Consider the following 19,558-nt stretch of genomic DNA (forward strand, 5'->3'; position numbering starts at 1 on the left):
GTGTCACGTGAGCCTATAAGGCATGCATAGCTCTGCATAGCTCACTATTGGTTCGCACAGGTCTTCGATGCTTACGTTGGTCGGGTGACCGACCGCAGCCAGATCCCCGAGTTCGACCCGCAAGGCCCCCAGCTGGTGTACGTCGCGGTGGCCGACCACATCGCCGCCCGTATCGCGGCCGGGGAGCTGACCCCAGGCGCTCGCCTGCCCGCCGAGCGAGACCTCGCCGAGGAGTACGGCGTCGCCTACCTGACGGTCCGGCGCGCGGCCCGGGTCCTGCGCGAGCGAGGCCTGATCCTGACCGTCCACGGCAAGGGCACCTTCGTCGCCGACCCGCTGCCGACGGACGAGGGTCAACAGCACGTGTGATCCCCCCACCCCACCGGGGAAGAGTCCCCCCGTGGACCTGGAACAGGCACGGCAATGGCTCGGTACCGCCCTCGGCGAGGCGCGGGCCGGGCGGGGTGAGGGCGGGATTCCGATCGGGGCCGCGCTGTACGGCGCCGACGGAGCTCTCCTCGGGCGCGGGCGCAACCGGCGCGTGCAGGACGGGGATCCCTCGACGCACGCGGAGACGGCCGCCTTCCGGGCCGCCGGCCGGCAGCGGTCGTACCGGGGGACGACCATGGTGACGACCCTGTCGCCGTGCTGGTACTGCTCCGGGCTCGTCCGGCAGTTCGGGATCTCGCGCCTGGTCGTCGGGGAGGCGGAGACCTTCCACGGCGGCCACGACTGGCTGGCCGAGCACGGGGTCGACGTCGTCGTGCTCGACGATCCGGCGTGCGTCGCGCTCATGCGGGAGTTCATCGGGAAGCATCCGGCACTGTGGAACGAGGACATCGGCGATGAGTGAGGCGAACCTTCCGACGATCGATCTCAGCCGGGACCCCGCCCCCCAGCTCCCCGCCGTCGACCGCGCCCTGCGCGAGGCCGGCTTCCTGCTGGTGTCGGGGCACGGCGTCGACCCCGGTCTGCGTGCGGCGATCCGGGACGTGGCCCGGCGCTTCTTCCACCTGCCGGCCGCCGTCAAGGAGCCGTACGCGGTACGGGTCGGCGGGCGCGGGTGGCTCGGGCCGGGCGCGGAGGCCAACGGGTACGCGGAGGGCACGGCGACCCCGCCCGACCTGAAGGAGTCGCTCTCGTTCGCGGCCGACACACCCACCGGGGACCCGGCCGTGGACGCCGAGTGGTTCCTGCCGAACACCTGGCCCGCCGAGGTGCCCGAGCTGAAACCGCTGGTGGAGCGCTATCTGGCGCAGATGCGGAGCCTGTCCGACCGGGTCCTGGACCTCCTCGGCGAGGCGCTCGGCGAGGAGCGGGACTTCTTCACCCGGCACACCGGGCACCCCACGTTCGGCTTCAACGTCAACTGGTATCCGGGGCGGGAGCGGACGGGCGATCCGGAGCCGGGCCAGTTCCGGATCGGGCCGCACACCGACTTCGGCACGGTCACCGTCCTGGACCGGCAGGCGGGCAAGGGCGGCCTCCAGGTCTTCACCGACGCCCACGGCTGGCAGGACGCGCCCTTCGATCCCGCCGCGTTCACCGTCAACATCGGTGACGTGATGGCCGGCTGGACCGGCGGGCGGTGGCGCTCCGGCCGGCATCGCGTGCTTCCGCCGCCCGCCGACGTACCCGCCGAGGAGCTGATCTCACTCGTGTACTTCTACGAGTGCGATCCCGGCACCACGATCCACGGCATCGAGTCCCACGCCTACCTCCGTGCCCAGCTCGACGCGATCGCCACGGACTGACAACACCCGCACAAAAGTCCCGCACCAGAGTCGAAAAGCCTGCCGCTTTCCCAACACGCCGTCGATATCCTTGAGTTGACTGTGACGGGGGTGGCAGCACGTGGACAGAGAGCTGTACGGACGCGAGGCGGTCTTCCAGGAGGCCGGGCTGGCGGCCAGGCTGATCGGACTGAGCCCGTACCGCTATGCCCGTACCGCGTACGAGCACGGCGACGACCCGCCCGTCACCGTCTTCACCGGCGGCCGGGGCATGGGCAAGACCGCCCTGCTCAAGCAGGTCCGCAACGCCTACAAGGCAGCCACTCCGCTCGCCCTGCTCGACTGCGCGCACATCGAGCCGCCCGCCGACCACGGCCCCGGCTGGAACCCGCTCACCGGGGCGCTCGGCGAACTCGCCGTACAGCTGGCGCCGCGCGTGCTCGCGGCCAAGCCCGTGCAGTTCCCGCGGCTCTCGCTCGGTCTGGTCGCCGTCGCGTCCATCAGCTGGTCGCAGGAGGACGACGAGCGGGCCCGGCGTGATCTTCAGCGCCTCGGACCGGTCCTCTCGACCGTCGACGCGGCCAAGGGCGCCGCGGCGAACTGGGTCACCAAGGTCCTCACCAAGCTCGCCGCCAACTTCGCCGAGGCCACCGCGCCCATGGCCGGGCTCCTCGCCGAGGCGACCGTCGAGACGGTCCTGGAGGAGGTCTTCGGCCGCTTCCAGCAGAAGGCCGAGAGCTGGTACGGGAGTTACCGCAACGCCGGCGGGCGCGGCAAGGCCGGGCTCCAGCAGCTCGCGATGGACTTCGAGCAGGGCGGCCGCCGCCGCCGCGAGGCCGAGGACTTCCTCGTCGGCGCACTGATCGAGGACCTGGTCCGCGCCTTCACCGGGCTCGCCAACCGCGGCGCCCGGCGCGGCCGGCCCGTCCTGCTCCTCGACAACGCCCACGAGCCGCTCGGCCGGCGGCTGGTCGAGCCGATCCTGCGGGCCCGCGCCGACGGCCGCCGCGACCGGGTCGTCGTCATCGCCGCCTCCCGCGTCCGCGACCACGACGGCATCCGGCACGCGGCCCGGCTGCGGCTGTCCGAGACCGCGCACCGCGCGCCCTGCCCTCGTGGCCCGGACGTCACCTCCGGGATCCTCGCCGTCGAACTGCCCCCGCTGTCGCCCGCCCAGACCCAGAGCGCCTTCGACCGCTTCGACCCGGCGGGCCGGACACCGGCCGAACTGGCCCGGGCCGTCCACCGGCTGACCGGCGGACGCCCGCTCGGCGTGGTCCTGCTCGGCCGGGCCGCGGGCGACGCGCCCGCCCCCCAGAAGCCCTCGCTGACCCCCGGCGCGCTGCTCGACCTCACGGTCGAGCTGCGCGAGGACAGCGCCCCGGTGCCGGTCGCCCCCACCCTCCTCGAAGAGCTCCTGCCACGCCTTCGTCACGGCCCCTTCGCCGTGCTCGCCGCCGCCCACGACGAGGAGTCCGCACGCCTGCTCGCCCGGACCCGGCTGCGCGGCGAGTCCCTCGACGGCGACATGGCCCTGCGCGTACGGGACCTGCTGCGCGCGGAGGACTGGCCGGAGGGCCCCGAGCACTTCGTCGCCGACCCGCTCCTGCGCGCCCTGCTCCTGCACCGGCTGCGCTTCGAGGACGGGGAGGGGTACGCGACCTGGCGGGCGGTCCACGAGACCCTGCACCGGCACTACGCCCCCGGGCCCGTCCCGTACCGGCTCCACCAGGAGCTGGCGCTCGGCCGGACCGACGACGCGGTGACCCATCTGCGCCTCACCTTCCCCGAGGCGGACGTCCTCGGCTGGCTCGGACGGCTGCGGTTCATCGCCTCCGCGCCCTACCCGCGCGACCGGGACCGCACCGGGCCCGACGCGCGGCGGGCGATCGCGCTCGGCCAGGGGCCCGGCGAATCGCTGCCCGCCACGTACGACGACGACACCGTCGAACTCCACCTGAGCCTGCGGCGGCTGTTGCACGCCGTATGGCTGCTCACCGATCCGCTCGCGCTCCCCGACGAGGACGTGACCGACAAGCTGGCGCACGAGCTGCGCCAGCTCTCCGGTCGTCATCGGACGGGGAACAGTCCGCTGTGGGACGCGGCCACCCACTGGCCGAGGGACATTCGCGCCTGGCGGGGGCTCTCGCTCCCGCCGGGCGCGGAGAACGGAGTCTGAGGCCATGGTCGGCCCACTGCGCTACCGCCTCTGGTACACCACCCGTCAGAAGATCCTCACGTCGGCGGTCGCCCTCGTCGTCCTCGGCTCACTGGCCGGATACGCCGTCGACCGCGTCACCACCCCGGAGGACCGTTCCTGCGCCGCCGGTGTGGAACGGCCCCAGGGCAGCACCGAGTGCATAGGCGTCAACGGCGACGGGTTCGACTTCGGCGTCCCGTCGCTGACCGTGATCACCGGACGGATCCGCGACGAGAACCGCGCCCTGAAGGCCGACGAGTACGCGACGGTCGCCCTGCTGCTGCCGATCACCTCCACGGACAGCGGCATGCGGGAGAAGGTCCTGCACGAGATCCAGGGCGCCTTCGCCCGGCAGTACCGGGCCAACCACGAGTCGAACAGCGAGACCCCGAAGATCCGGCTCGTCCTCGCCAACACCGGCAAGGGCAACGCCCATTGGCGTACGACGGTCGAGCGGTTGAAGACGATGACCGGCGGGAGCGACCGGCTGCGGGCGGTCTCCGGGGTCGCCACCTCCTCGACCGAGGTACGGGAGGCGGTGACGGCCCTGACCGGCGCGGGCATCGCGGTCGTCGGCACCACCATCACCGCCGACGACATCGCCAACGGGCCCGGCACGGGCAACAACCGCTACCCCGGTCTCGCCCGCGTCTCCCCCACCAACGGCGACGAGGCGAAGGCCCTGGCCCACTTCGGGAAGGTCGAGGGGTCGAAGGCGCTGCTCGTCCAGGACACCCGGACCGGCGACCACTACACGGACACGCTGAAGGCGGCGTTCTCGGCCTCCCTCAAGGGCGCGCCCCACGAGCCGCAGCTGTTCACCTCGCCCGCGGACCCGACGGAGGAGGGCACGACCGCCAACACCTTCCGCCAGATCACCCATCTGATCTGCGACACGAGGGCGGAGACCGTCTTCTTCGCGGGACGCCACACACAGCTGCGGCAGTTCATCAACGCGCTCGGCGCACGGGGCTGCGCCGAGCGGCCGTTCACGATCCTGACCGGCGACGAGGGCTCGTACCTGGGCGCGGACCGCAAGCTCAACCGGGCCGCGCTGAAGGCGAAGCTGACCGTGCGCTACGCCTCGCTCGCGCACCCGGACGCCTGGAAGCCGGCGCCGGGCCGCCCGGTCCCGGGGACGGGCGGCTCGACGGCCGCGTACGAGACGTTCCTCGCGGACATCGCCAAGGCGGCGAAGCAGCCGGTCCCGCTCGCGGACGGCCAGGCGATCGTGGCGTACGACGCGATGGCGACGGCGGTACACGCGATCCGCCAGGCGACCCCGCAGGGCGTCCAGTACCCGGAACTGGCGGACGTGGTCACGCAGTGGCCCCAGGTGAAGGGCTCGCTCCGGGTCGACGGCGCGAGCGGCTGGATCTGCCTGGACAACTTCGGCAACCCGTACAACAAGGCGGTCCCGATCGTGGAACTGGCCCAGGACGGCTCGCAGCGGTTCGTCCAGATCGCCTGGCCGGAGGGCCGGGCCCCGGCGAAGGACTGCCTCCCGCCGAGGAGGGGCTGACGCACGGCGGGCGCCCCTACGGCTCCCACCTGGGCCACGGGGCGTCCTCCCGTACGTACAGCTCCCGCAGGTGCTGCCATCGGTCCGGCGTCCACTCCCGCCAGTCCGTGGGGCGGCCGTCCAGCGCCGCCGCGAGCCGCTCGAAGTGGTCGTGCCACCCGGCGAGGGTGTCCAGCTTCTCCTCGTGCGTCCCGCGGATCTCGTTGGTGAAACGCAGCACGGTCGACCCGCCGCCTCCGGCCGGTTCCAGATGGAACCGGATCCGGCCGTGCGGCGGGCCGACCGTGTACTCGGCCACGTACTCCGGGTCCCAGGCGGTCACCTGCCCCGAGACCTCCGCGCCGCCGTTCAGCCAGCGCAGCGACACCGCCCCGCCGAGCCTCGGCTCCAGCGGATCCGCCGCGCAGAGCCACTGCGGCAGGCCCTCCGGCGTCGCGACGGCCGCCCAGACCCGCACCATCGGGTGCGGCAGGTCGATCACGTACCGCAGGTGATGCAGGTTGCCGTCGTGGGTGTCGCACCTGCCCCGAGGTATCTCGCTCATACCTCCAGCGTGGCGCCGGGGCAGGTGCTGTGCCAGCTCAGACTCCGGCGTACGAGTGCTTGCTGCTCACGAAGATGTTGACGCCGTAGTAGTTGAAGAGGAAGCAGCCGAAGGCGATGAGCGCGATGTACGCGGCCTTGCGGCCCTTCCAGCCGGCCGTCGCCCGCGCGTGCAGATACGCCGCGTAACCGACCCAGGTGATGAACGACCAGACCTCCTTGGCGTCCCAGCCCCAGTAGCGGCCCCACGCGTCGCCGGCCCAGATCGCGCCCGCGATGATCGTGAAGGTCCACAGCGGGAAGATCGCCGCGTTGACCCGGTACGAGAACTTGTCCAGGGAGGCCGCCGACGGCAGCCGCTCCAGGACGGAGCGGGCGAACGAACCCGGGTTGCCGCCGGTCGCGAGCTTGCTCTCGTAGGAGTCCCGGAAGAGGTAGAGCAGGGTGGCGACCGCGCCCAGGTAGAACACCGCGCCGCAGAAGATCGCGGTGGAGACGTGGATCCACAGCCAGTACGAGTCGAGCGCGGGGACCAGCTGGTCGCTGGGGGTCTTCAGCCAGGTGACGGCGAGGCCCAGGTCGAGCAGGACCGTGGTGACCAGCGGAAGACCGATCCAGCGGACGTTCTTCCTGGCGACGAGGAAGCCGAGGTACGCGCCCACCGCCACCGTGGAGAAGGTGGTGGAGAACTCGTACATGTTGCCCCAGGGGGCCCGCTGCACGGAGAACGCGCGGGTGACCACACCCGACGCCTCGATCAGGAACGCGAGCGCGGTGAGCGAGACGGCGATACGGCCGTAGAGATCGCCCTTGACCGTGCCGCCGGCCGCGCCGGGGCCGTCCGGCACGTCGCGGACGCCCGCGCCGGCCCGGGTGACGACCGTGGGCTTGTCGAGCACGGCGGTGGAGCCGGCGGCCGTCTTCACCTGGACGGTGACGGCCGGGGCCGAGCCCTTCGGGGCCTGCTCGGTCAGCGCGGCGGCCGTCCGGCCGACCTTGCTGCGGCTGCCCAGCACCCACTCGGCGATGTGGGCGAAGAAGGCCAGTGTGTAGACGGCCATCGACGAGTAGATGAGCAGGTCGCTCAGCTGCGCCAGGCTCTCGTTGGTCTCGGCGGCGAGACTCACGGCGGCGAGATTCACTTCTCAGCCCCTTCGGCTTCTGCTGTGGCAGGTTCGGGCGCGGTCGGCGCCTGTGCGTTGAGCGTGACCGCGAGTTCGGCCAGCTCCTCCGGGAGCTTGGCGGACTCGCTCCGGCCAAGACCCGCCATCTCGACGACGGTGACGCCGTCCTTCCCCCGTACGGCCCGGACCCAGACCCGGCGCCGCTGGATGAACAGCGAGCCGGTGAGGCCCGCGATCGCCGCGATCGCGCCCGCGAGGGCGAGACCGTTGCCCGGCTGCTGGGAGATCTGGAAGCTCGCCCACTCCTTGATGTCCTTCTCGAAGGTGATCGAGCCGGCACCGTCGGGCAGCTTCATCGTCTCGCCGGGCAGCATCCGCTGGGCGACGCCCGTACCCGTCTCGACCTTGAACTGCTTCATCTTGGAGGTGTCGAGCTGGTACACGTTCTGCGGCAGCCCGGAGTCCACGCGCAGGTCGCCGTGGTAGCCGGTGAGCGCCATGACGGGGAAGTCGAGCGCCGGGAACTGCGAGAACATGTCGCCCTTGCCGGCGCCCGCGAAGGTCGGCACGAAGAAGGCCTGGAAGCCCAGCTGCTCCTTCTTGCCGCTCTTGTCGCGGTAGCCGTCCATCACCTTGATCGCGCCGGTGGAGGTGATGTTGTTGTCGAACGGCAGCAGCGGGACGGCGCCGTGGAAGACGACCTTGCCGCGGCCGTCCTTGACGGTGACGACGGGCGCGTAGCCGTGGGCGATCAGATAGACCTTCGAGCCGCCGACCTTCAGCGGCTCGTTGACCCTGATGACGGCCTTCCTGTCCTTCCCGCCCGCCTCGGAGTACGTGACGGCGGCCTCGAAGGTGCGCGGGGTGCCGCGCTGGGGGCCGCTCTTCTCGTACGTACCGGTGAAGCTGTCCAGCTGGAAGCCGAAGGGCGCGAGGTCGTCGCTGCTGTAGAGGGAGCCGGACTTGAAGTCGTCGTACTGCGTGAGGGTGTTGGAGAAGCCGTCGCCCTCGACGATCAGCTTGCCGCCCTCGGACTTGAAGAGCTGGCCCCAGGCGAAGGCCACCAGCATCACGATCAGCGCGATGTGGAAGAGCAGGTTCCCTGCCTCGCGGAGGTAGCCCTTCTCGGCGGCGACGGCGTCCTTGACGGTGTGCGCGCGGAAGCGGCGGCTCTTGAGCAGGGCGAGCGCGGCCTCGCGGACCTGCTCGGGCTCGGCCTCCGTCCGCCAGGTCGTGTACGCGGGCAGCCGGGTCAGGCGCCCGGGGGCGCCGGGCGGGCGGCCGCGGAGCTGGCCGACGAACTGCCAGCTCCGCGGCACGATGCAGCCGATGAGGGAGACGAACAGCAGTATGTAGATCGCGGAGAACCACACCGAGCTGTAGACGTCGAAGAGCTGGAGCTTCTCGTAGATCGGCGTGAGCGTCGGGTGGGCCTTCTGGAAGGCCTGCACCTTCAGCTCGTCCGCGCTGGTCTGCGGGATGAGCGAGCCGGGGATCGCGCCGAGGGAGAGCAGGAAGAGCAGGATCAGCGCCACCCGCATCGAGGTGAGCTGGCGCCAGAACCAGCGGATCCAGCCGACGACCCCGAGGGTGGGGCCGGTGAGGACGCTCTCCTCGCGGGGGGCGGTGGAGAGCTGGGAGCCGGCAGCGCTCAGCTCCGCGCGCTCGTCGGTCTCGTTCGATCCGGTCGCGCTGGTCCCGCCCGGGCCGGTCTCGCTGGTCCCTGTCGGGCTGGTCGCGCTGGTCCCGGTCGGGCCGGTCTCGCTCACGCTGGTCTCGCTCGGGCCGGTGTTGCTCGGGCTGGTGTGGGTCATGGGTCAGATCCCCGGGGTGAAGCCGGACGTCCAGACCTGCATCTCGGACACGATGCGGTCCCAGGCTCCGGTGACGAGCAGCAGGCCGGTTGCGATCAGCATGAGGCCGCCGATGCGCATGACCCAGACATAATGCCGCTTCACCCAGCCGAAGGTGCCGAGCGCCCGACGGAAGGCGATCGCGGTGAGGATGAAGGGCAGGCCGAGGCCGACGCAGTAGGCGACGGTGAGCAGGGCCCCGCGGCCGGCGCTCGCCTCGTTGGAGGCGAGCGCGAGGACGGCGGCGAGGGTCGGGCCGATGCAGGGGACCCAGCCGAGGCCGAACAGCACACCCAGCATGGGCGCGCCGAGCAGTCCGGTCACGGGACGCTTGTGGAAGCGGAACTCCCTGCGGGTGATCCAGGGCATCGCGCCCATGAAGAAGGCTCCCAGCACGATGGTCAGCGCGCCGAGCACCTTGGAGATGACCTCGCGGTGTTCCTGCAGGGTGTTGCCGAAGCCGCCGAAGAGGGCCCCGCCGGAGACGAACACGACGGTGAAGCCCAGGACGAAGAGCGCGGCCCCGCCCGCCATCCGGCCGCGCCTGGCCTCGGCCAGGTCGGTGCCGGTGACGCCGGTCACGTAGCTGAGGTAGCCGGGGACGAGGGGCAGGACGCACGGGGAGAAGAAGGAGACCAGACCGCCGAGCACGGCGATGGGCAGGGCGAGCAGGAGAGCCCCGCTGAAGACCGTCTCGTTCACCGGATCACTTCTCCGCGAGAAGCGGCTCGATCATCGAGCGGAGCTTCTTCTCGTCCAGTGCCATGAGGGCGCGGGCGGCGATCTTCCCGTCCTTGTCGAGCACGACGGTGGAGGGAATGGCCTGCAGATTGAGCGTGCCCTTGGGGAACCCGTTGAGGATCAGCTTCCCGGCGGGGTCGTACAGGCTCGGGTAGGGGACCTTGTAGTCCTCCTCGAAGGTCACCGCCTGCTGCTTGTTGAAATCGCGGGTGTTCAGGCCGACGAATTCCACGCCTTCGCCCTTGAGGTCGGCCGCGACCCTGGCGAAGTGCGGCGCCTCGGCGCGGCAGGGGCTGCACCACGATCCCCAGGCGTTGAGGACGACGACCTTGCCCTTGAGGTCCGCGATGTCGAGCCGTTCGCCGTCGACCGTCTCGCCCGCGATCTTCCCGGGCGCCGTGCGCTCGCCCTTGGCGACGGTGGAGATGCCGCCCGTGTTGGTCACGAAGTTGGTTCCGCCGCCGCCGCCCGACTTGCCGTTGGTGTCCGAGCCGCAGGCCGACAGAGCGAGGGCGGCCGACAGGGTTCCGACGGCGAGCAGGGTGCGTCGAGGGGCACGGCTAAGGCTCATGTGAAAAGTTTCGCATGGGCGTTTGGGGGATCTTGGGCGCCCCCCTGACTGCCCGTAAAGCCCCTTGTCAAGGGGGCTTAAGCGGACGTACTCGGCCTTACCCCGCTTTACGCCGTGGGCCTCAGGAAGGTGTTCCAGCCGCCCGTCGGCGCCTGTCCGACCTCCAGCGTACGGAGCTTGGCGAGGATCTTGGGGTCCTGTACGTCCAGCCAGTCCACGAACTGGCGGAAGGAGACGAGCCGGACGTCCTTCTTTCCGGCCATGCCCTTGAGTGCCTCCTCGACGGCGTCCATGTAGATGCCGCCGTTCCACTGCTCGAAGTGGTTGCCTATGTAGAAGGGCGCGCGGTTGGACTCGTAGGCGCGCTCGAAGCCGTTGAGGTACGCCTGGGTGGCCTGCTTGCGCCAGCCCGGGTAGCGCGAGGGCATGCCCTTGGTGGTGTTCTTGGACTGGTTGGCGAGGATGTTGTAGTCCATCGAGAGGACCTCGAAGGAGTGGCCGGGGAACGGCACGGCCTGGAGCGGGAGGTCCCAGATGCCCTGGCGCTTGACGGGCCACATCTGGCGGCCGCCGGGTGAGCTGGCGTCGTAGCGCCAGCCGAGGCGCTTGGCGGTGGGCAGGAGGTTGTCCTGGCCGAGGAGGCAGGGGGTGCGGCCGCCGACCAGTTCCTTGCGGTAGTCGAAGGGCAGCGGGTCGAGGTCGGTCCAGCCGCTGTTGGTCTTCCACTCGGTGACGAACTTCACCGCCTGGTCTATCTCGCTCTGCCACTGGGCCGGGGTCCAGTTGCCGACCGAGCCGGAGCCGGCGCAGAAGTGGCCGTTGAAGTGCGTGCCTATCTCGTGCCCGTCGAGCCAGGCCTGGCGGACGTTCTTGAGGGTGTCCTTGATGTGGTCGTCGGTGAGGTAGCCGATGTCGGAGGCGCCGACGCGGTTGTTCGGCGGGCGGTAGAGGTCCTTCTTCGACTCCGGCAGGAGGTAGACCCCGGAGAGGAAGAAGGTCATCGCCGCGTCGTGGCTCTTGGCGAGTTCGAGGAAGCGCGGGAAGAGACCGTTGCCGACCTCGCCGGCGCCGTCCCAGGAGAAGATCACGAACTGGGGCGGGGTCTGGCCCGGTTCGAGCGGGACGGGGGCGTCGGGCTGGTTCGGCTGCTTCCCGGTGTCGGAGGTGGAACCGTCGCCTATGAGGCGGGCCTCTTCCTTCGTGGGTTCGGGGGCGCTGGGAGATCCCGAGGCGTCGCCCCCCTTACCGGCTCCCGAATTGCCCGACTTGTCCGAGCTGTTGGCGCTACATCCGGCTACGCCGAGCGCCGCTGCGGCCCCAACGCCCGCCCCGAGCAGTCCCCTTCGAGTGATCCCGCGCATGACGTCCCCATTCGCGCTTGTGTACGACCGAAAGGTCATCCAAACCGACAATGAGTGAGATGCCGGGAGGAACGCGTAGGTTCCGGGAATTAGCACAAAAATTTCAGGGCGACCAGATGACTTCACGTCATCCGATCGCCCTGACCATGTACCCGGTGGCCTGGTGCCCGAACGCGGGGCACCTCGCCCACACAGAACCTCTACGTGAGGGGCGCCAGAGGGGCGCGCGAACTGGGGCGCGGCTGGCCGGGACCCTGGGCGGCCGGCACCCTTCGTACCGGCCGGCCCGCGGGATTCCTCCCGGGCCGCCGCGGAGCGCTACGCGCCGAAGGCCTTCGCCTTCCCCTTGACCGGCTTCGCGCCCGCGAGCAGATGCGCGGGCACGAGGTCGCGCGCCGGCTCGCTGTAGCCGACCGAGACGATCCTGTCGCCCTGGTAGGTGAACGACGTCAGCGAGGCCAGCGTGCACTGCCGCCGCCGCGGGTCGTGCCACAGCCGGCGCTTCTCCACGAAGCTCCGCACGATCCAGATCGGCAGCTGGTGGCTGACGCAGACCGCCTCGTGACCGCGCGCCGCGTCCTTCGCCGCGTCCAGCGCGCCCATCATCCGTACGACCTGCTCGACGTACGGCTCGCCCCAGGACGGCCGGAACGGGTTGGTGAGGTGCCGCCAGTTGCCCGGCTTGCGCAGGGCACCGTCGCCGACACCGAAGGTCTTGCCCTCGAAGACGTTCCCCGCCTCGATCAGCCGCCCGTCCGTGGCCAGGTCCAGGCCATGGCTCTTGGCGACGGGCTGCGCCGTCTCCTGCGCACGCTCCAGCGGGGACGCCACGACGTGCGTGATGTCCCGGGCTGCCAGGTGCTCGGCGACCCGGTCGGCCATCTGCCGGCCGAGCTCGGAGAGGTGGTAGCCGGAGCGGCGGCCGTAGAGCACGCCGTCGGGGTTGTGCACCTCGCCGTGGCGCATCAGGTGGACGACGGTGATGTCGTCCTTGCCGGGGGCGCTCATGCGGTGGCCTCCGCGGCGGCGCGGGCGGCGGCGGGCAGCGCGGCGGCGATCCGCTCGATCGCGCGCTCGTCGTGGGCCGTGGAGACGAACCAGGACTCGAACGCGGACGGCGGCAGGTAGACGCCGTCGGCCAGCATCGAGTGGAAGAAGGCGTTGAAGCGGAACGCCTCCTGCTTCTTCGCGCCGTCGTAGTCGCGGACCTCGTCCGCCGTGAAGAAGACGGAGAACATGTTGGAGGCGGTCTGCAGCCGGTGTGCGACGCCCTCCTTGGCGAGCGCGCCGGTGACGAGCCCCTGGATCTCCTTCGAGACCGCGTCGACCTTCTCGTACGCGGCGTCGTCGAGCAGCCGCAGCTGCGCGAGGCCCGCGGCGGTGGCGATCGGGTTACCGGAGAGCGTGCCCGCCTGGTAGACCGGGCCGGCCGGGGCGAGGTGCCCCATGACGTCGGCGCGGCCGCCGAAGGCCGCCGCCGGGAAGCCGCCGCCCATGACCTTGCCGAAGGTCATCAGGTCGGGCTTCACCCCGTCGACGCCGTACCAGCCGGCGCGGGAGGTCCGGAAGCCGGTCATGACCTCGTCGGAGATGTACAGGGCACCGTTGTCGGCGCACAGCTGCTTCAGGCCGGCGTTGAAGCCGTCCAGCGGCGGGACGACGCCCATGTTGCCGGGCGAGGCCTCGGTGATGACGCAGGCGATCTCACCCGGGTGCGCGGCGAACGCGGCGCGGACCGCCTCCAGGTCGTTGTACGGCAGGACGACGGTGTCCCCCGCCTGCGCGCCGGTCACGCCGGGCGTGTCGGGCAGGCCGAAGGTGGCCACACCGGAGCCGGCGGCGGCCAGCAGCGCGTCCACGTGCCCGTGGTAGCAGCCGGCGAACTTCACGACCTTCGCCCGGCCGGTGAAGCCGCGGGCGAGCCGGATCGCCGACATCGTGGCCTCCGTGCCGGAGGAGACCAGCCGCACCTGCTCGACGGGCTCGATCCGGGCGACGATCTCCTCGGCTAGGGCGACCTCGCCCTCCCCCGGCGTACCGAAGGAGGTGCCGCGCGAGACGGCGGCCTGCACGGCGGCGATCACCTCGGGGTGGGAGTGGCCGAGAATCATCGGCCCCCACGAGCAGACGAGGTCGACGTACTCCCGACCGTCCGCGTCGGTGAGGTACGGGCCGGTACCGGACACCATGAACCGGGGCGTTCCGCCCACGGCCCGGAAGGCGCGCACCGGTGAGTTCACGCCGCCGGGCGTCACGAGGGACGCGCGGTCGAAAAGCGTCTGTGAGACTGGGGCTTCGTATGAATACGGCACTGTGGTCCTGACCTGCGAGTACGGCTTCGAGTACTACGGTACGGGCGTGAGCACCCCGTCGATCACGCCGGGGCGTCGCTCCTCCGCGTCTGCGAAACTGGGGCGTCATAGGGATGGCTCACGGAATCCATGGTGTCAGAGGGCCGGACGTTCTTGCGGACAGGTGTTTCACCGCGAGAGCGTGGGGGAGGTCACTGTCACGATGATCGGGTTGCGCGGCGGGGGTCGTGTTGCCTAAAAAGCAGTCGGGTGGAGATATGCATCGCGGTGGCGGACTGGGTGAGGGGACGGACGATCTGGGTCCGGAGCCTGCCCGGCGGGGGAGACACCGGCGACGCCGCACGGAAGAGCCCACGCAATCGACAGGGTCCACCGGGTCCTCGGAACCCACGACGCAGGGCGGGAGTGGCCGGTTGGGGGTGACGTACAAGTACTTCGGCGCACCCGACGGCGCCACGGCGGCCCGCGTCCCGATCTCGATGCGCCCGGAGGAGCTGGGCGGCGACGAGCTCGGCATGGGCGGCATGTTCACCAAGATCAAGCCCGAGACGATAGCCGCGATGGTCCTCACGGGCATCCAGGGCATGCCCCTGCACAAGGTGCCCCCGCTGGAACTGGTGGTCCTCCACCCCGACTACGCCGTGGTCAAGCTGCCCATGACCGTGGTCGACCCGCTGCGCGGCATCGGCGAGGAGTCGGTCGGCGCGGCGGCCTTCATCTGGTCGACGGTCCCGGACCGCGGAGGCCCGCGCGACGCGTTCAACGTCTACCAGTTGCTCCACGAGTGGCAGGACTTCTCGCACCGCCTGCACGAGGCGGGCCACCAGCCGTACTGCCTGGTCTGGCCGTAGGGGCCCGCTTCCCTGGGGTCAGTCCTCCCGGTCCTGGGCGGCCGTGGCCTCCGCGCGCTCGGCGGCCAGTTCGCGGGCGGAGGCGAGCCGGTACGGGACGTCGATGACCACGACGTTCTTCATGAACAGCAGCCGGGTCTTGAGCCGCAGCGCGCTCTGGTTGTGCAGGGGCTGCTCCCACCAGTGCCCCACCACGTACTCGGGGATGACCACCGACACCACCGAGTCCGCCGTCCGCTCGGGCGCCTCCCGGATGTGCCGCAGGACCGGCTGGACGATGGCGCGGTAGGGGGAGCTGAGCACCCGTAGGGGTACGTCGATGCCGTGGGCGTCCCAGGTGGCCCGCAGCACCTCCGCCTCGGCGGGGTCCTCGGCGACGGTGACCGCGGTCAGTGAGGCGGGGCGCAGTGTCTTCGCGTACGACAGGGCCCGCAGGCTCGGCGCGTTGACCGAGGCCACGAGGACCATGACGTGGTTAGCGGCGAATGTACGGGGATGGGCGCCCGGCTCGACGGCGATCTCGGCGGCCACGGTCTCGTAGTGCCGGCGCACGCCCTTCATCCCGGCGAAGAGCACGGGCATGGCGATGACGACGATCCAGGCGCCGTGCGTGAACTTGGTGATCAGCACGATGACGAGGACGACCGCCGTCAGACAGGCGCCGAAGGCGTTGATGGAGAGACGGCGCAGGATGGCGCCGCGCTCGGCGGCGCCCGCCGGGGTGGCGAGTTCTCGCCGCCAGTGCTTGACCATGCCTGCCTGGGACAGGGTGAAGGAGACGAAGACGCCGATGATGTAGAGCTGGATGAGGCGGGTGAGGCTGGCGTCGAAGGCGACGATCAGGGCGATGGCGGCCAGGGCGAGCAGGACGATGCCGTTGGAGTAGACGAGCCGGTCGCCGCGGTGGACGAGCTGGCGGGGCGCGTAGCGGTCGCGGCCGAGGACGGAGGCGAGCATGGGGAAGCCGTTGAAGGCGGTGTTGGCCGCCATGATCAGGACGGCGGCGGTGACGGCCTGGAGCAGGTAGAAGAGGAAGTGCCAGCTGCCGAAGGTGGCGCGGCCGATCTGGGCGAGCGCGGTGGGCATGGCGGTGCCCGGGGCGAGCCCGAGCTCGGTCGGATCCTCGGCGACGTGCACCTCGTAGACCATGGCGAGGGTGGTGATCCCGCAGAACATGGTCACGGCGAGAGCGCCCATGACCGCGAGGGTCGTGGCGGCGTTACGGCTCTTGGGCTTCTCGAAGGCCGGTACGCCGTTGCTGATCGCCTCGACGCCGGTCAGCGCCGTACAGCCGGAGGCGAAGGCGCGCATGGCGAGCAGCACGAGCGCGAGACCCGTGTAGCTGGAGACGGCGTCGATGGGCAGGTCGGCGGATTCGGCGCGGATCGTCGAGCCGGTCGCCATCCGGACGGCCGCGACGGCGAACATCAGGTAGATGGTGGCGATGAAGGCGTACGTCGGAATGGCGAAGTAGCGCCCCGACTCGCGGACGCCGCGCAGATTGAGCCAGGCCAGGATCGCCACGCACGCGACCGACAGTCCGACCGCGTACCCGTCGAGCGCGGGCGCGGCCGAGGTGATCGCCATGACACCCGAGACGATCGAGACGGCGACGGTCATCACGTAGTCGATGAGCAGGGCGCTGGCGGCGGTGAGCGCGGCGGTCTGGCCCAGGTTCTCGGCGGAGACGACGTACGCCTCGCCGCCGCCCGGATAGGCATGGCAGGTCTGCCGGTAGGAGGCGACGACGACCACCAGCAGGATGACGATCGCGATCGCCGCGTACCAGGCCAGATGGAGCACGGCGAGCCCGCCGAGAGCGAGGATCAGCAGGATCTCCTCCGTGGCGTACGCGACGGAGGAGAGCGGGTCGCTGCAGAAGATCGGGAGGGCGAGGCGCTTGGGCAGCAGCGTCTCGCCGAGGCGGCCGCTGTCCAAAGGCCGCCCCACCAGCAGGCGTTTCGCCGCACTTCCAGCTCTCATAAGTGCTGAAGTTAGGACAAATGCCTATGTAGTGCGCGGAAGCCGCGCGGGAAGGACGGGCACCGTGAGCAGAGTGCGCATGGCCGGCGAACCCATGCAGATCGGCGAGGTCGCCGCCCGGACGGAAATGTCCCTGCGGACCATCCGCCAGTACGAGGACAACGGCCTCGTCGTCCCCTCGGCGTCCTCGCAGGGCGGCTTCCCGCTCTACACGGACGCCGACGTCGACAGGCTGATGGTGATCCGCCGCATGAAGCCGCTGGGCTTCACGATCGACGAGACCCGCGACCTCCTCACGGCGGTGGACCGCCTCGCCGACCCGCGCCTCTCCCCGGCCGAGCGGTCCACCCTGGCGGCACGGGTGCGCCGGTACGAACAGGCCGCCACGGCCCGCGTCGACGAACTCCGCTCCCAGCTGACCCGAGTCGAGGACTTCGCGAACTCCCTGCGCGCACGACTGGGAGAGCACGCCGGCGCGTGAGGGCGGAAGGCGCGTGGCGGGAGGCGTGGCGGGAGGCGCGTGGTGCCCGGCCGCCGACGCGCCGCCCGGGAAAGCCACCGCGCACGCGGGGGCTACAGCAGGAGCGCCTCCGCGATGTCCTGGAAGAACCGGGCGTACGCCGCCGGGCTCGGTGGCGTCTCCGGGTTCCACGGCGCCACGCGCGCGTGCCCCACGGGCGGGAACGCGCCGGGACCGACGGCGTTGGCGCGGCTGTCGTAGAGCACCAGGCCCGGGTTCAGCCGGGCCGCGTGTTCCCAGTCGGCGGTGAGCCAGTTCGCGCCCGCACCGGGCCCGGGTTCGAGCATGCGGACACCGAGCTCCTGGAGCCGGGCCAGCTCGGGCCAGGCGTGCGGCCGGGCGAGATGGACCTGGTCGGGGCCGGCGCCGGAGAGGGCGAGGACGCCGACGTCCACCCGTGCGGCGGCCGCGCGCAGGGCGGCCTCTGCGGGGGCGACGGGGCCCCCGGCCGCACCCCCGGGCACTCCCCCGACCGCACCCCCAGTCGCTTCCTCGGCCGCTTCCCCGACCGCGTCTCCGGCCCCTCCGAGGGCCGCCGCCAGCTCGCCGAAACGCGCGATGATCGCCGTCAGGGGCAGCTCGTTGCCCACGGAGAGCGCGGCCAGCGGCACCCCGATCCGTTCGGCGACACCCCCGTCCAGCGCGTACGCGCTCTTCCCGTCGTACGTGACGTCGACGATCAGGTCGGGGCGGAGGCTCCCCAGCCGCGCCTCGTCCAGGACCCGCCCCGGCCCCAGGTACGGCACGCCGGCCGCCCCCAGCTCCCCCGCCTTGACCGGATCGAGGCCCTCGCCGTCATGCCCCGAGCCGTACACCGCGACCGGCGTCACCCCCAGATCGAGCAGGGCCGCCCCCGCCCGCACATAGGCCACCAACCGCTCCGGCACGCGCACGGCCCCCAGCGCCGTACCCCTGTCGTCGGTGAACCCCCACGCCTTCAAGTCCGACATTGCGGCTGCTCCCTCCCCGGCCGGAATCTGCCTGTCCCGGCCACCTTGAAGCGGTTCCCCCGCCCGCACAAGGGGGCGTCACGCCGCCGACGGGGCGCCGGGACTTCGGTCCCGGACCCCCTGCCGAAAGGCCCCCACAGTGGTGTTAACTGAACAGATCGGGAGGAAGCAGTAGGAATCCTCAGCTCCGTGCGCCCGCGCCCCTCCAGGCCGCGCCCCCGTAGCGGCCCTCGCTCCCCGGAGTCAGCCATGTCGTCCTTGCCCGGCCAGTTCTCGGACCCCCGTGTGATCACCCTCGTCGCAGTGCTCGCCGTCTCCACCATGGTGTGGGTGGCGCTGGGCCTGCGCGCCCGTGCCCGCCGCGCGCGGGCCGAAGCACCGCTGGAGCGGGTCTGGCACCCCCAGGAGAGCGTGTCGCTCACCCCGGCCGAGGAGCAGGCCTTCGGCGCGGTCGCCTCCCGTCTCTCCATGGGCTCCGCGGGTCGGCTGCGCTAGTCCGGGGCGGGAGCGGACGGGGGAACAGACGACGGGAGCGGACGGGGGAGCGGACGCCGGCCGCAGTGGCCGGCGCGACGCCCGGCCATGCGGCTCAGGCCGCTCAGGCCGCTCAGGCCGCTCAGGCCGCTCAGGCCGCTCAGGCCGCTGAGGCCGCTGAGGCCGGTCAGGCCGTCCAGTCGCGCGGGTTCCGTCCGGTCGCCGCGAGGAGCAGCTCGAACGCGGAGGCGCCCTCCGGAGGCTCCACCGCCTCGCCGAAGACGTTCATCTTCCGGGCCGTCGGCGCCAGCTCCTCCACCGCTCCCGTCAGGTTCTCCACCACGGCCGGGTCCGGCTCGAAGCTCCGGCCGGTGGCCCGGGCGAGGTCCCACACGTGCACGGTCAGGTCGAGCAGGACCATCGATCCGATGGTGCGGGACGGCAGCCCCATCCCTCCCGAGGTCCCTTCCTCGGCGCCGGGCGCCGCCCAGGCCGCGACGAGCTTGGCCGTCTCGGTCTCGAAGCGGGTGCGCCAGTCGGCGTCGGCCAGGTAGTCGGGGTTCGTGGCGAAGTCGGCGGGCTGCTTGGCGGCCAGCGCCTGGAAGTTCACCACGACGTGGAAGAGGTGGTTGAGCAGATCCCGTACGTCGTACTGGGAGCACGGCGTGGGCGCGGTGAGGCTGTCGTCGGCGATTCCGCGCACCACGGGGGCGGCGTGGGCGGCGGCGGTACCGAGCAGCTCGCTGATGGGTTGCGTACGGTTCGTCATGGAGTGACGCTAAGTGATCCTGCCCCCGAGCGTCTTGAAGAAACACGCCAC

Annotated in this window: 19 protein-coding genes; 8 read left to right on the forward strand and 11 right to left on the reverse strand. The window is 71.3% G+C overall.

What is annotated here, in order from left to right; translation table 11 throughout:
- The first annotated feature begins 84 nt into the window (after positions 1–84).
- From M5362_RS24940 to M5362_RS24960, 5 genes are all read left to right on the forward strand, one after another.
- Entirely contained in the window at positions 85–369 is a 285-nt protein-coding gene (locus M5362_RS24940; RefSeq protein ID WP_260229965.1) for a GntR family transcriptional regulator, read from the forward strand.
- A gap of 31 nt (positions 370–400) precedes the next feature.
- Positions 401–853, forward strand: a complete 453-nt coding sequence (locus M5362_RS24945) for a nucleoside deaminase (RefSeq protein WP_260229966.1) — start codon at positions 401–403, stop codon at positions 851–853.
- Entirely contained in the window at positions 846–1,754 is a 909-nt protein-coding gene (locus tag M5362_RS24950; RefSeq protein ID WP_260229967.1) for an isopenicillin N synthase family oxygenase, read from the forward strand. Before M5362_RS24945 ends, M5362_RS24950 begins: the two co-directional genes overlap by 8 nt.
- 100 nt (positions 1,755–1,854) lie before the next feature.
- Positions 1,855–3,912 (forward strand): hypothetical protein, encoded by a 2,058-nt coding sequence (locus M5362_RS24955; protein WP_260229968.1) that lies wholly within the window; start codon positions 1,855–1,857, stop codon positions 3,910–3,912.
- Positions 3,913–3,916: 4 nt separating this feature from the next.
- Complete coding sequence (locus M5362_RS24960; RefSeq protein ID WP_260229969.1) at positions 3,917–5,455, forward strand: hypothetical protein; 1,539 nt, start codon at positions 3,917–3,919, stop codon at positions 5,453–5,455.
- 16 nt (positions 5,456–5,471) lie between these two features.
- Here the strand turns inward: M5362_RS24960 and M5362_RS24965 are convergent, their stop codons facing one another.
- The 8 genes from M5362_RS24965 to hemL all read right to left on the reverse strand — a co-directional run bounded on the left by M5362_RS24965 (position 5,472) and on the right by hemL (position 13,960).
- Positions 5,472–5,999: an SRPBCC domain-containing protein gene (locus M5362_RS24965; protein ID WP_260229970.1), complete on the reverse strand. Its 528-nt coding sequence runs from the start codon at positions 5,997–5,999 to the stop codon at positions 5,472–5,474.
- A 37-nt stretch (positions 6,000–6,036) separates the two neighbouring features.
- Positions 6,037–7,125 (reverse strand): c-type cytochrome biogenesis protein CcsB, encoded by a 1,089-nt coding sequence (gene ccsB / locus M5362_RS24970; RefSeq protein WP_260230026.1) that lies wholly within the window; start codon positions 7,123–7,125, stop codon positions 6,037–6,039.
- An 11-nt stretch (positions 7,126–7,136) separates the two neighbouring features.
- Entirely contained in the window at positions 7,137–8,936 is a 1,800-nt protein-coding gene (locus M5362_RS24975) for a cytochrome c biogenesis protein ResB (protein ID WP_260229971.1), read from the reverse strand.
- Positions 8,937–8,939: 3 nt separating this feature from the next.
- A complete protein-coding gene (locus M5362_RS24980; protein ID WP_260229972.1) occupies positions 8,940–9,677 on the reverse strand; it encodes a cytochrome c biogenesis CcdA family protein in 738 nt (245 codons plus the stop codon).
- Positions 9,678–9,681: 4 nt separating this feature from the next.
- On the reverse strand, positions 9,682–10,287 hold the full coding sequence (locus M5362_RS24985; RefSeq protein WP_260229973.1) for a TlpA disulfide reductase family protein: 606 nt from the start codon (positions 10,285–10,287) through the stop codon (positions 9,682–9,684).
- Positions 10,288–10,394: 107 nt separating this feature from the next.
- A complete protein-coding gene (locus tag M5362_RS24990) occupies positions 10,395–11,648 on the reverse strand; it encodes a hypothetical protein (RefSeq protein WP_260229974.1) in 1,254 nt (417 codons plus the stop codon).
- Positions 11,649–11,966: 318 nt separating this feature from the next.
- Entirely contained in the window at positions 11,967–12,656 is a 690-nt protein-coding gene (locus tag M5362_RS24995) for a histidine phosphatase family protein (protein WP_260229975.1), read from the reverse strand.
- Complete coding sequence (gene hemL / locus M5362_RS25000) at positions 12,653–13,960, reverse strand: glutamate-1-semialdehyde 2,1-aminomutase (RefSeq protein ID WP_260229976.1); 1,308 nt, start codon at positions 13,958–13,960, stop codon at positions 12,653–12,655. Before hemL ends, M5362_RS24995 begins: the two co-directional genes overlap by 4 nt.
- A gap of 257 nt (positions 13,961–14,217) precedes the next feature.
- On the opposite strand from hemL, the gene M5362_RS25005 reads away from it, so the two are divergent.
- Entirely contained in the window at positions 14,218–14,811 is a 594-nt protein-coding gene (locus M5362_RS25005) for a hypothetical protein (protein ID WP_260229977.1), read from the forward strand.
- Positions 14,812–14,829: 18 nt separating this feature from the next.
- Here the strand turns inward: M5362_RS25005 and M5362_RS25010 are convergent, their stop codons facing one another.
- The gene (locus tag M5362_RS25010; RefSeq protein WP_260229978.1) at positions 14,830–16,794 is read right to left on the reverse strand and encodes an APC family permease; all 1,965 of its coding nucleotides are present in this window, start codon (positions 16,792–16,794) and stop codon (positions 14,830–14,832) included.
- 79 nt (positions 16,795–16,873) lie between these two features.
- On the opposite strand from M5362_RS25010, the gene M5362_RS25015 reads away from it, so the two are divergent.
- Positions 16,874–17,275 carry a MerR family transcriptional regulator gene (locus M5362_RS25015; protein WP_260230027.1) on the forward strand — a complete coding sequence of 134 codons (402 nt, stop codon included), beginning with the start codon at positions 16,874–16,876 and terminating at the stop codon, positions 17,273–17,275.
- A 92-nt stretch (positions 17,276–17,367) separates the two neighbouring features.
- Here M5362_RS25015 and M5362_RS25020 read toward each other — a convergent pair whose 3' ends face one another.
- Positions 17,368–18,264: an ABC transporter substrate-binding protein gene (locus M5362_RS25020; protein WP_260229979.1), complete on the reverse strand. Its 897-nt coding sequence runs from the start codon at positions 18,262–18,264 to the stop codon at positions 17,368–17,370.
- Positions 18,265–18,513: 249 nt separating this feature from the next.
- Here M5362_RS25020 and M5362_RS25025 point away from each other — a divergent pair, with 249 nt between their 5' ends.
- Positions 18,514–18,759: a hypothetical protein gene (locus tag M5362_RS25025; RefSeq protein ID WP_260229980.1), complete on the forward strand. Its 246-nt coding sequence runs from the start codon at positions 18,514–18,516 to the stop codon at positions 18,757–18,759.
- 166 nt (positions 18,760–18,925) lie between these two features.
- Here M5362_RS25025 and M5362_RS25030 read toward each other — a convergent pair whose 3' ends face one another.
- On the reverse strand, positions 18,926–19,507 hold the full coding sequence (locus M5362_RS25030) for a TIGR03086 family metal-binding protein (protein WP_260229981.1): 582 nt from the start codon (positions 19,505–19,507) through the stop codon (positions 18,926–18,928).
- Between the last annotated feature and the right edge of the window lie 51 nt (positions 19,508–19,558).

It is taken from the genome of Streptomyces sp. Je 1-79 (assembly GCF_025195125.1).
Classification (GTDB): domain Bacteria; phylum Actinomycetota; class Actinomycetes; order Streptomycetales; family Streptomycetaceae; genus Streptomyces.